This is a genomic window from Alkalibaculum bacchi (assembly GCF_937875145.1).
Lineage (GTDB): Bacteria > Bacillota > Clostridia > Eubacteriales > Alkalibacteraceae > Alkalibaculum > Alkalibaculum bacchi_A.
Map to the genome: position 1 here is coordinate 1 of NZ_CALNCS010000117.1, position 12,509 is coordinate 12,509.

The 12,509-nt window shown below is 36.1% G+C and carries 14 protein-coding genes; 12 read left to right on the plus strand and 2 right to left on the minus strand.

Annotation, left to right across the window (positions count from 1 at the left end; translation table 11 throughout):
* The 4 genes from Q7P22_RS07675 to Q7P22_RS07690 form a co-directional block, all read left to right on the plus strand.
* A partial coding sequence (locus tag Q7P22_RS07675; protein WP_303862695.1) for a cation diffusion facilitator family transporter occupies nt 1-797 on the plus strand: 797 nt, incomplete at its 5' end.
* Nucleotides 798-865: 68 nt separating this feature from the next.
* Nucleotides 866-1,087 carry a hypothetical protein gene (locus Q7P22_RS07680; protein WP_369695507.1) on the plus strand — a complete coding sequence of 74 codons (222 nt, stop codon included), beginning with the start codon at nt 866-868 and terminating at the stop codon, nt 1,085-1,087.
* A 221-nt stretch (nt 1,088-1,308) separates the two neighbouring features.
* Nucleotides 1,309-1,788 carry a DUF6530 family protein gene (locus tag Q7P22_RS07685; protein ID WP_303862698.1) on the plus strand — a complete coding sequence of 160 codons (480 nt, stop codon included), beginning with the start codon at nt 1,309-1,311 and terminating at the stop codon, nt 1,786-1,788.
* Nucleotide 1,789: 1 nt separating this feature from the next.
* Nucleotides 1,790-2,152 (plus strand): GIY-YIG nuclease family protein, encoded by a 363-nt coding sequence (locus Q7P22_RS07690; protein ID WP_303862701.1) that lies wholly within the window; start codon nt 1,790-1,792, stop codon nt 2,150-2,152.
* Between the two features lie 128 nt (nt 2,153-2,280).
* On the opposite strand, the gene Q7P22_RS07695 is transcribed toward Q7P22_RS07690, so the two are convergent.
* A complete protein-coding gene (locus Q7P22_RS07695) occupies nt 2,281-3,225 on the minus strand; it encodes a 1,4-dihydroxy-2-naphthoate polyprenyltransferase (protein ID WP_303862704.1) in 945 nt (314 codons plus the stop codon).
* 260 nt (nt 3,226-3,485) lie between these two features.
* Nucleotides 3,486-4,223, minus strand: a complete 738-nt coding sequence (gene truA, locus Q7P22_RS07700) for a tRNA pseudouridine(38-40) synthase TruA (protein ID WP_303862706.1) — start codon at nt 4,221-4,223, stop codon at nt 3,486-3,488.
* Nucleotides 4,224-4,591: 368 nt separating this feature from the next.
* On the opposite strand from truA, the gene Q7P22_RS07705 reads away from it, so the two are divergent.
* From Q7P22_RS07705 to Q7P22_RS07740, 8 genes are all read left to right on the plus strand, one after another.
* Nucleotides 4,592-5,629, plus strand: coding sequence for a FecCD family ABC transporter permease (locus tag Q7P22_RS07705; protein ID WP_369695508.1), 1,038 nt, complete (start codon nt 4,592-4,594; stop codon nt 5,627-5,629).
* Nucleotides 5,629-6,423, plus strand: coding sequence for an ABC transporter ATP-binding protein (locus Q7P22_RS07710; protein WP_303862709.1), 795 nt, complete (start codon nt 5,629-5,631; stop codon nt 6,421-6,423). Before Q7P22_RS07705 ends, Q7P22_RS07710 begins: the two co-directional genes overlap by 1 nt.
* 13 nt (nt 6,424-6,436) lie before the next feature.
* Entirely contained in the window at nt 6,437-7,516 is a 1,080-nt protein-coding gene (locus tag Q7P22_RS07715) for an ABC transporter substrate-binding protein (protein ID WP_303862712.1), read from the plus strand.
* A 142-nt stretch (nt 7,517-7,658) separates the two neighbouring features.
* Nucleotides 7,659-8,870, plus strand: a complete 1,212-nt coding sequence (locus Q7P22_RS07720) for a molybdopterin molybdotransferase MoeA (RefSeq protein ID WP_303862714.1) — start codon at nt 7,659-7,661, stop codon at nt 8,868-8,870.
* Between the two features lie 102 nt (nt 8,871-8,972).
* Nucleotides 8,973-9,731: a nitrogenase iron protein NifH gene (locus tag Q7P22_RS07725; RefSeq protein WP_303862716.1), complete on the plus strand. Its 759-nt coding sequence runs from the start codon at nt 8,973-8,975 to the stop codon at nt 9,729-9,731.
* A complete protein-coding gene (locus tag Q7P22_RS07730) occupies nt 9,724-10,956 on the plus strand; it encodes a nitrogenase component 1 (RefSeq protein ID WP_303862719.1) in 1,233 nt (410 codons plus the stop codon). Before Q7P22_RS07725 ends, Q7P22_RS07730 begins: the two co-directional genes overlap by 8 nt.
* Nucleotides 10,957-10,958: 2 nt before the next feature.
* A complete protein-coding gene (locus Q7P22_RS07735; RefSeq protein WP_303862721.1) occupies nt 10,959-12,131 on the plus strand; it encodes a nitrogenase component 1 in 1,173 nt (390 codons plus the stop codon).
* Nucleotides 12,132-12,195: 64 nt separating this feature from the next.
* A complete protein-coding gene (locus Q7P22_RS07740) occupies nt 12,196-12,501 on the plus strand; it encodes a nucleoside-triphosphatase (protein WP_303862723.1) in 306 nt (101 codons plus the stop codon).
* Nucleotides 12,502-12,509: the final 8 nt, after the last annotated feature.

Genomic DNA, 12,509 nt, shown 5'->3' on the forward strand with positions numbered 1-12,509 from the left:
AGGTAAGCATCGGTACTATTGCCAATAGCACCAGTATTATGGCAGATGGATTTCATTCTTTGGGGGATGGATCATCTAATATTGTTGGTCTTATAGGAATTCATTTTGCATCAAAGCCAGTGGATGAAGACCATCCTTATGGTCATGGGAAATTTGAAATGCTCACAGGATTATTTATTGCAGGGATGTTGTTTATGATTGGGATTAAAATAATGGTAGATGCATTAAGCAGATTTTTTAATCCCACACCTCTGCAGATAAGCTTACAAAGCTTGTTGCTGCTGTTATTTACCCTTTGCATTAATATCTTTGTCAGTCAAGTTGAATACCATATGGGAAAAAAGCTTTACAGTCAAATCTTGATTTCAGATTCTATACATACTAGGAGCGATGTTTATGTATCTGCAGGAGTACTTTTCACTCTCCTCTGCATTATTCTTGGATTACCTCCTGTAATTGATTCTATAGCATCCCTCATAGTAGCAGTATTTATCCTTCATGGAGCTTATGAGATATTTAGAGATAATAGCTGTATCCTCCTCGACCAGGCTGCAGTTGATACCTGTGAAATCAGAAATATCGTAATGAGCTTTGATCTGGTAAAAGATGCTCACAATATCCGAAGTAGAGGAAGTCAAAATGAATTATTCATTGATATGCATATTATGACTGAACCCACTTTAAGTGTAGAAAAATCCCATAAGCTGATGCACAATATTGAAGAAAAGATTCAAGAAGAAATTAAAAATAATGTAGAAATAATTATTCATTTAGAGCCTTACAATAAACAAAAGTAAAAACCAACTTTTTTCAGTTGCTTTTGTTAATATGATAAGATAAAAAAAGAGATCTATTTGAAGGAGAGATGATGGGAATGAAAATCGGCATGAGAAAACCTAGCTTAAAAAAATCCATTAAAGCTCGAACTACTGGAAAAATGAAGAGGTCTGTTAAAAAGGCGCTAATACCTGGTTATGGAAAAAAGGGAATGGGTTGGATAAAAGATTCTAAAAAGGCAGCATATAATAAAGTCTACAATAAAACCTCTTTTAGTTTATTAGATGTGATAAAGAAGCTTTTTAAATAAGAATAGATTGAGGAAAGTGTCCTCACAAGTTTCCTCTTATTGCGCAGTACATGGAAGCACGTCATCTTATAATTAATTATAAGATGACGTGATTTTAGTTTTAATTGAAAAAACTTAAATAAGTAAAATTATTCGATATCCGTTCTATTGCCTATATAAAATATTCATGGTACAATACTAGTGATTTAGTAAATTAGTAAATTACTAGTTAGGAGATGCTTATGAATATACCAACAAGTTTAAAACATAAACCAGTAATCGTTTCTGAAGATTATGAAAACATTGATGGAAGAAATGCGTATCAATCTGATGCAAAGGGACTTTCTTTGGGGTTAGCTCAGTGGAATGATCGGGGAAAGGTAGATATTTCGGCTAAAGTATGGCGTCATACTGGAGAAAAGTGGTCTAGACAATCTGAAGAATTACCTCTTCATCGAGTACTAGATCTTGCCATACTTGTTTGTAGAGCAAAACAATATTTTCGTGATGCATACCGATATGAAAAGTTATACGACACAGAAGCTCCTTTGATTGATCGTATCGGCTTGCAAGGAGATGCCATGAGTGTGTCGATCTGTACGAATAATGAGAAGATAGATGAAGATATTCTACTATTCAATCAAGCTTTAAGCGAAGATGATGAATTAATTGGAGAACGATTGAAAACCCTTTCTGCAATTTTAAAGGAGATGGGGTATTGATATGGATCATAGAAGGGATTTAAAGGAACAATACAAGAATATGAAACCAGGTATGGGATTGTATATGATTTCATCAAAGTCAAATAACAAATGTTTTATTGAGGCAACCCAAAATTTAAAAGGAACAATAAATGGTGCTAAATTCAAATTAGGAGCAGGAAATCATCCAAATAAAGAGCTTCAAAAGGAATGGAAGCAAAAGGGTGAAAAGGAATTTACTATTGAAATAGTAGAACAACTTTCCTATGACAAAGATGAAAGCAAAACAGACTATTCTGATGAATTAGCGTTACTAAAATTAATATGGCAAGAAAAATTAGAGAAATCAGGAAAAGAATTTTTTAGGAAAAGCCTGATGAGATAAGTTAAAAGGTATTTGAGCAGATACGAATACTGTAGAGTAAATGATTTCAAAAGCGGATATAAAACTGCAAGGTTGAAATATTGATAACACAACAAAAAAAGCAGCAGATTGTGATTCTGCTGCTTCATTTATTTAATGAATATTGATAAAAATATTAAAATAATCAGTGCGCCATTTATGAGTACGAGGTTTTTTATGGCAATTGCAAAGGTTGTAGCTTTTTTTTGTTCATGCTGAAAGGCTGCGATGCCCTTATTCACTACAGGCAGTGTTAAAAATACGAAGAGGCATAATAATGGAAGCTTTTGTAGAAGGCACCCTATTGCAACGCCTATATAAATAATATAGTACAAGTATTTATATAATCGAAGAGCTTTTGCTTTACCTATATAGATAGGGAGAGTATATCTCTTGTTGATGATATCATCTTCCATATCACAGAGATTATTAGCAAGCATGATATTAGCAATAGTTAGCACTGGCGCAATGCTTAAGAAAAATATAGAAATAATAAAGTCTAAATTTATTAATATATTAAATAATCCATCGTCTATACTGATGTCAAAAACATGAAAGGGATATACATGTATGTATACAGCTAAAAATGGAATGATAAAGCCCATAGTTCCCCCTGAAAACAACTCTCCAAAAGGAGTGCGAGATATAGGCACAGGGCCGAAGGAATATATAATGCCAATGCCAAAAGAGAGTGCGCCTAGAAGCAATACAACGATAGATGTATTAAACCATAGAAGGATTCCGAATGTGACAGCTATAATCAATAGAATCACTAAAAATAATAGTGCAGTAGTCTCAGAAAGCTTGTCTCGGACCATTGCATTGTGCTCTTCATAACCATATCCTGAAGTCTTGATGGCTTTTTTATGGTCCATATAGTTATTGGTAACTGTGGTAGCCATATCAAAGGTAAGCAAAGATAAAAACATAAAGAGAAAATGTAATAGATTAAAATCATCATATCTCCAAAGAGCGTAGACTGTGCCTAAGAGCAATGGCAATTGACTGGCTAGCTTTGTTTGTATTTCTGCTAATTTAAGAAGTGAAAAAATCATAATATTGTAGTTCCTTTCTCATGAGTAGTCTATTTGTTATTTTAGCACGAATTAGAAAACTAGCAAGCTTATTGTTGATAATAACAAGCTTGCTTTTGTTTTTGTGGAAAGCTGAAAAAAGAGCATATTTCTCTTTAAACGAAAAAATATGGGTGTTCACTTTGCTCTGGATGAATTTAGATTCTTCTAATTTCTGCTTTTATTTGTAAACAATGATTTAACCATTGTTCAATAACTGCTCAACTAGCGTTCAACTATTATTAATAGTAAACCTCTTCCAAAAATAAGCCCTGTGGAGGCATCGTAATTCCTGCCTTTGATCGTACATTTTTTTCAAGTACTTTATCAATATGTGACAACTCTTTTTCATGAAGCCCTATTTCTACTAGACTCCCCATTATAATCCGAATCATATTATATAAAAATCCATCTCCCACAAAAGAAAAACCCATCAAGTAATCTTGTGAGGAAATGCTTAGTTCGTCAATAGTACGAATAGTTGATTTCTTTGTTTTTTTTAGAGAAGAAAAACCGATGAAGTCATGAGTACCGATAAATTTTTCTGCGGCTTCTTTCATAAGAGGCACATCGAGCTCCTCTGGGAGGTGATAGCTGTACTTTCTATGAAAAGGGGAGTGCGTAAAGTGATTCCACACATAATAAGTGTATTTTTTGCTCTTTACATGATACCTACTGTGAAAGCGTTCTGACGCTTGTACCATTTCTTTCACCACAATGTCTTGTGGCAGGTACCGATTGATGTAATGATGCATCTCCTCTATAGTCATTTTAGAATCTGTATGGAAGTTTGTAATTTGTCCCGTTGCATGGACCCCAGCGTCCGTTCTCCCTGAACCAATGATTTCTATGTGGGACTGAACCATTTCACTGATAACGGATTCTAACTTGCCTTGAATGGTCTGATCGTTATCTTTTAACCTTTGCCAACCGTAATATCTGCTACCATCATAAGCGATTTTTAGTTTTATATTTCTCATCTAATGCCCCTCTTTCTTTAAGGATCTTCTAGGAATATTATACACTGAAATAACGTGAAACATTAAGTGGAGATTATATATCTTTTAGCAGAGAAGTTCTACTATAAGGCTACTGTTTGACATGTGTAGATATTGTAAAAAGTTAATATTATTGACAAATAAACGCTTTTAAATTATACTTATTATAATCAAACCAAACTAAACCAAACTTAAAGTTTCCATTTACATTTATCAATACTTGATATGAGAATGATGTAATTATTTTGAAAACTTACAAATAGCAATACTACTATTTACAATACCAATTATAAAGAACATCTTAATATTTATAAAAGTGGGATAAAAAATTGGACAATGGGAGGGGAGTTATGACGGAAAGAGAGAGGAATGACTTTAAAGATAAAAATTACATATTTAAGATGGCAATACTAGGTCTTTGCCTTGTCTCTCTAATCTTTATATCCTTTTTAATTGGTAGGTATCAATTTACTTTAAAAACTTTGTTAGATATTTTTGTATCTTGCTTTATAGAGATAGAAAAATACTGGGAAAAAACACTAGAAGTAGTTATCTTACAAGTACGTTTTCCTAGGATTATTTTAGCTGTCTTAGTCGGTGGCGCTTTATCTATTTCTGGAGCTTCCTATCAAACCCTTTTTAAGAATCCCATGGTGTCTCCTGATATTTTAGGGGTGTCTGCAGGAGCAGGTTTTGGCGCTGCACTAGCTATGATTAACGAAGCAAATTGGATTGAAATTCAGCTAAGTGCTTTTGTTTTTGGACTATTAGCTGTTTCAATTGCTTACATAATATCTCGTGTTTTTGGAGGACAATCTATTACTGTACTAGTGCTTGCAGGAGTAGTTACCTCTAGTTTTTTCCAAGCTCTATTGTCTATTGTCAAAACACTTGCTGACACGGATAATGAGCTCCCCTCCATTACCTTTTGGCTTATGGGAAGTCTTAGTAGAGCTACTAATAGGGATATATTTATAATGTTGCCAGCTCTATGTATTTCTCTTTTTCTATTGTACTTCTTTCGCCATCAGATTAATGCACTTTCTGCTGGTGAGGATGTAGTACAAACCATGGGAGTCAATGTACCAATGGTTAAGATAGTTGTTGTAATCAGTTCCACATTGATGACTGTAGTCTCAGTGGGCATATGTGGGATTATTGGGTGGATTGGCATGGTAATACCTCATTTAGCAAGGATGATTGTAGGCGCAGACTATAGCAAGATGGCTTCTGTATCTTTTTTAATAGGTGGTATTTTCTTGTTATTGGTAGATAATGTAATTCGAGGAGTAGAAGGTGTGGAATTGCCTCTAGGAGTGCTTACAGCTTTAGTCGGTACACCAGCATTTGTTGCATTGCTAAGTCGGGCAAGACAAGGGTGGAATTGATGTTAAAAGTTAAGAACCTTAGTTTTCATTACAATAAAGGAAAAGAGATTCTCTCTAATATCTCTTTTGAACTGAATAAAAATGATGTTTTATGTTTATTGGGCTCTAACGGAACTGGTAAGACAACATTACTTCGGTGTTTACTTGCCCTTAATAAATCTTATAAGGGAAACATTGAAATCAATGGAAAAGATATTACGAACGAATCTCCTAAGAAAAGAGCAAAATATATGGCCTATGTACCACAAGCATCTACTATGGCTTTTCCATATTTAGCTAAGGAAGTAGTTCTCATGGGTCGCATCGCTCATTTAGGATCAGGAGCTAGCCCTAGTAGCGGGGATCGAAAGATTTGTCAAAATGTTTTAGAAGAGTTAGGTATCGATCATTTGAGTGGAAAGGTATTCAATCAAATGAGTGGTGGAGAACGTCAGATGTTTTTGGTGGCAAGGGCAATGGTTCAACAAGCTCAAATTCTTGTAATGGACGAACCTACTGCCAATTTAGATTATAGCAATCAGGTAAGAATCCTTCAAGTTATTAAACAATTATCAGAGGAAGGGTATTCTATTTTAATGACATCCCATTTTCCAGATCACGCTTTTCTCTCTTGTAACAAAGTCATGCTTATGAAGCAGGGAAAGATTATTAAAATGGGAAAACCTGAAGAAGTAGTTACTTCACAAAACTTAACCAGGTTATACGAAACCAGCATATACGTGACAGATGTGGAGCTTTGTCAAGAGGATATCACAACAAAAGTTTGTGTTCCTATAATAGAAAGACATAATTAAAGGGGGAAAACTAATGAAAAAGATGAAAAGGATGGAAAGAGTAGGGCCTCTACTCATGGTATTGTTGTTACTATTATCGTTTGTAGTAGGATGTTCTCAGCCAGCTTCTAATGCACTAGATAAAACAGATACCCAACAAGAAACACCTGATACTACTAAAACAGTTACAGATATGGCAGGTAGGGAGGTCACTATAGATGGTGACATAGAAACTATAGGAACTTTTGGATCTATTGGTGTATTAAATGCCTTTGTAGAATTAATGGGAGATGGAGATAAAATCATCAATGAAATGTCTCCTAAATTTACAGAAGGAGATAAATGGAAGTATCAATATGTATTCGCTCCACAAATTGCTGAAGGACCTGTTTTTGAGGGCGGTAGCGGAGAGATTCAAATTGAAACGGTTCTAGAAGCATCACCAGACCTATGTCTTACAATGAGCAAGGATACTATACCACTTCTAGAAGAGAAAGGTTTAACGGTTCTTTATCTAGAATGGGAAGATTTATCCGATATTGAAGTTGCAGTTAACCTATTAGGTGATGTTCTAAACAGACAAGATGTAGCAGAGGATTACTTAAATTACTTTGACGAAAAAGTCACTAAGGCAGAAGAGTTGACGAAAGACCTTGCTGATGAGGATAAGAAAAAGGTCCTTTACGGATCTATCACTACATATACGCAGCCTCATATTATTGCAGAATGGTGGATTGATGCTGCAGATGGTATCAGTGTAACGGATAATGATAGAGATACAAATAGTTATGAATATACTGTAGAAGATCTTTTGGCGTGGAACCCAGATGTCATGATTACAACTGGCGGAAAAATGGGTGAAGAAATCAAGGCAGATGATCGATTAAAAGATATTACAGCTGTTAAAGAAGATGCTATTTATGCCGTTCCAACTGTAGCTCATACTTGGGGAAATCGTACTGTAGAGCAGCCTTTGACAATTATGTGGGCTATGAACAAGATTTACCCAGAAATAATGACTACAGATATGCTAAAAGAAGAGATTGAGTACTTCTATAGTCATTTCTTCAAAACAGATTTAAGTGATGAACAGATTACGGAAATAATTGGATAAGTAAACTTTATTCCTAGGAGGTTTATGGCAAATACATAGCTTTCTAGGGTCTATTTTGCAATAAGCTAGATATACAAGGAGGCAAATAAATGGACAATGGAAGATTTGCAAATTGGTCTGTCAGTAGGATTGGAGAAGGCTTATGGGATTAGACGAAAGATTATTTGTAACAAGGGCGCAGGTTATGGAAGAATTATTTGCTAGATGGAGCCCCGTTAAACGGACCCAAAGTATCCCCATTTGTGAAGGGCTAGGTAGGATTATAGCAGGAGATCTTTATTCTAAGAATACGCTTCCTGTTTATCGCTCGTCAAAATGCGATGGCATTGCCGTTCATTCAAAAGATTTTAAGAGGGGAATTCCAAACACAAAAGACTGGATAAAAGGAATTGACTTTACCCAAGCGGATACTGGGGATGATTTTAGTGATGGATTTGATGCAGTGATTCCCATTGAAAACGTTTCTTATGATGAAAAAGGTCATTTACATATTTCTTATAAATCAAAGGTATTTCCCGGTTCTGCTATTAAAAATAAAGGAGAAACCGTAGCAGAAGGAGATTTACTAGTAAGAGCGAACACAGTTCTTCGACCATCTCATCTATGTGTCTTAGCAACAGGAGGGTATGAGGAAATAGAAGTTTACGATAGGCCTAAAGTAGCTTATATTCCAACGGGAAACGAACTTGTTTCCTTAGGCGTAGCCCCTAGTCGAGGTCAAAACATAGAATCTAATGGAATAATGGTCAAAACCGCTGTAGAACAGTGGGTAGGAGAATTTATCTCCTACCCTATTGTAAAAGATCATGTAGGCTCCTTAAAAGAAACATTAATGAAGGCAATCTCTACAGCGGACATGGTTATTATTAATGGAGGTTCGTCTAAAGGTGAAGAAGACTACAATAGCAGACTAGTTGAGGACGAAGCTAGTTGGATACAGCATGGTGTTTTCTGCGTACCTGGAAAGCCTACTGCATTAGCCATGATTCAGGGAAAGCCTGTAATTAATATGCCAGGGCCTACTTTAGGATGCTTTAGCGTTTTAGATTGGTGCATCATTCCTATGGTTCGCAGATTCTTAAACTTGCCAGCACCTATACGTCCTAAAGTCAAATCAATCCTTCAAGATGAAATTAATAAGAAAGAATCTTATGAATTTTATGGTCTCATAGAGGTAAAAAAGCAAGAGGGAATGTACACAGCTCATTTTCTAAGTTTTGATTACAAATTTCCAGACATGATGTCTAGATGCAATGGACTTTTTATCGCCCCAATAGGTAGGGATAAGTTCTTACCAGGAGAGGAAATTTTAGTGGAGTTGTTGTGTAGTGAGGAGTTAATTCCTAATACGTAGAAGAGCACCTGCTGATTTAGTTTCTAGCATTAAGAGCATTCCTTTAGGGTCAAGCGGAGTTCACACTACATTGCTGCAGAAGATTGAGGAGGACTAATACATATGATCAAAATAGCAATCTACGGAAAGGGCGGTATTGGTAAATCTACCACCTCGTCTAATTTATCAGCAGCTCTTGCGGATAAGGGCTTAAAAGTTATACAAATAGGCTGTGATCCAAAATCAGATTCTACGCAGCTCTTGATGAAAGGCCAATCTATTACAACCATACTAGATTTAATGCGGTCTGAAGAAGAGGAAATTACTTTAGATAAGATTGTCCATAAAGGCTATAGAGGGGTTCTTTGCGTAGAAGCGGGGGGACCGACCCCTGGAATTGGATGTGCAGGTCGTGGAATCATTACAGCTTTTGAGAAACTTGAAGAGCTAGGCGCATATGGATTTTTTTCACCAGATGTCATCCTCTATGACGTATTAGGAGATGTGGTTTGTGGAGGGTTTGCCATGCCACTTAGAAAGCAATATGCCGATTATGTTTATATTGTCACATCAGGCGAAAAAATGTCCATGTTTGCAGCCTCTAATATTGCTTCTGCTTTATCTAATTTTAAAGTGCGTAACTATGCAAAATTAGGAGGACTTATTCTTAACCGTCGAAATGTAGAAAATGAATACGAAAAGGTTTCAGAATTAGCAGAAGAAATCCACTCTAAAATTATCGGTGACATACCACGTATGGATTTGGTGACACAATCTGAACTTCTTGGAAAAACTGTAATCGAAGCATTTCCAGATTCAAAGGAAGCGGAGTATTACCGTCTGCTTGCTACTAGTATATTGGAGGAATGCAGACATGTCTGAAATAGGACTTTCTTACTTTCTACCAGAACCTGAAAAATTTCATACCATACTTCGTGTGCCAGGAAGTCATACCCTTTATGTAGGTCCTTCCTCATGTACTCGTCGTCATGCTATTCATGCCATAGAGTATGGAGACACACGGGATTACTCATTTTTGTTTATTTCGGAAGCTGATGAAATTTCAGGTAGCTATGAAGCAATGATTGGTGAAGCAATCATTGAACTCTGTGAAATAGTAGAGCCTACACCTCATATCTTCTTTATTGCCGTATTTTGTATAGATGACTTTCTTGGAACCGATGAAGAAGCAATGCTAGAAGCGTTACATAGTCGTTTTCCAGGCAAAAGATTTGCCGTAAATCATATCGATCCTGTTACCTTAAGTAAAAATAATAATATGGGCATGAAAAAGCATTTGAATTTGTTTTCCTTTCTAGAGAAACCCACTGAAAAAGATCATGGCGTAAATTTTCTGGGTGATTTTGTTTCTCTAGAACCAGATTGTGAGTTTCTATCTTTATTGAAATCTTGGGGCGTTAGTAGAGTCCGTGAATTATTTCATTGCCATACATACGAAGAGTATCAGGATATGGCTAAAAGTCAAATGTCTATTGTCTTGCGCTTTATAGGGGAAAAGTCAGCTCAGTATTTACAAAAAAAGTTTGACATGCCCTATTATTGTTTTACAGCAAGTTACGATGCACATTATATAGTTGAGGGCTACCGTACTATTGCTTCCATACTTGGTCATGAGGCACCGGATTTTTCCACTGAGATTAGTAATGTTTTTGAAGATGCTGCTAAGACAGTAGATGTCATAGGAGACATGGAAATTGCAATTGATGCTAGTGCTTCATTAAAGCCTTTCTCTGCTGCTAAAGCCCTTTTAGAATATGGTTTTAAGGTTAAATATATTTTCTGTTCTAGTCATATGTTTAAGATTGAAGAAGAAGCAGAAGAGTATATTAGAGAAAAACATAAAGAGATTAGAATCATTCTAACAAATGATTATATAAATATGATACTAGAGCCTGATCAAGAGATTATTGCCATAGGTGCTGATTGTGTAAGGTTGCTTAGAGCACGACATTTTGCAGATATATGGCATGACGAAGGGTATTTTGGTTTTCATGGAATCCATCGTTTATTTGCTCTTCTTCGAGATTGTGTTACAAAGAAGTATAATATGCCTGAGCTACCTATACCAGGAAAGGAGAGTGAATAAAAATGGCTAAACTTTGTATATATATACCTCCCTTTGCAGCAGATTACGCAGGAGTGTGTTCTGTTTTCTTTGATTTTGATTGCCTTACAGCAATCAACGATGCCAGTTGTTGTACGAGCCATTATGTTCGATACGATGAACCTAGATGGTCAGAAAACAAAAAAAGCACTTTTTGTACATCATTACGCAATATAGATGCAATCCTTGGCAATGACGACAAGGTGGTAAAACGAATCTGTGAAGCCAGCGAACATTTAGATTCATATATGATTGCTCTAGTAGGTACACCAGTTCCTGCCTTAACTGGTATGGATATGGAGGGGATTGCATATGAAATTGAATCTTCCACTGGGAAGCCTCCTTTTGGATTTAATACGACTGGCTTTGATTATTACGATAAAGGCATTGTCCTTGCTGGCAAAAGCCTATTTGATCGATTTGCACAGGAAGAAGTGGAGCTTATACCCCACAGCTTAAATATTCTAGGCGTGACCCCTTTAGATTTTGGAGCAGTAGGAAATGACATAAGCTTTTGTGATTATTTTTACAAATCAGGTTGGACAGTAAATGGTTCTTATTTTATGGGCACCTCTCTTGATCAAATCAAGAACGTGGCTGCCGCTGAGATTAATTTGGCGGTTACGGCATCGGGCCTACAGCTTGCAAAATACCTTCAATCTAGATTTGGTACCCCCTATATTGCAGCATGTCCTACTGGCTTTCGTCATGGAAATTATCTTCTTAAGCACATGGATGCAGGTAGAGCTTTACCTATTCATTCTATTACAGAAAAGTCATCTGTTTTAATCGTCGCTGATCAAGTTATAGGAAATTCAATAAGGGATGCATTAAGAGTGCATGGTTGCCTAGCAGGCATAACAGTAGCTACCTTTTTCAGCTGGTCTGCTACTATAGCTGAGCGAGGGGATATGGCACTATCTAGTGAGAAACAATTAGTAGAGCTTGTTCGCAGTAGAAATTACACTACACTCATTGGAGATCCGTATTTGTGGCGATTTCCTGGTTGTGAAGAATTAAGACAAGTACCTGTGGCCCATCCTGCTGTTTCTAGTAGGCTAACTTGGAACACTGTCTCTAAGTGGCTTTCTTCAGCATTCGATTCCTTGCTCGCTAATGTGGTATCTGCTGTAAATGAAGAGTTTAAACAGCTATAGGCGTTCCATTAAAGTACTATGTAAAGGGCAGAATAAGGTTCATTCAAGATAGGAAGTGTTAAGCATGCACGTCTTTTTGACAGGTGATATACAAATAGGAAAAAGCACTGTAATTAACAAGACTACTGCACTATTGAATAAGACAATAGGAGGTTTTCAAACTTATTTTGGCTCCGATAGAGGGTCTCCTACTAAGCCACTCTATATAAATTCGGCTGCACAACCTAAAGTTTTTTGCCAAGAAAATATTGTGGTTCAGTTTAGGGGGGAGGATTTTCCCTTAATATATAATGAAAAGTTTGATATTTACGGTGTAGAACTAATTCAAAGGGCTAGAGAAAAATCTCAATTAATTGAGATTTTTCTCTAGCCCTTTGA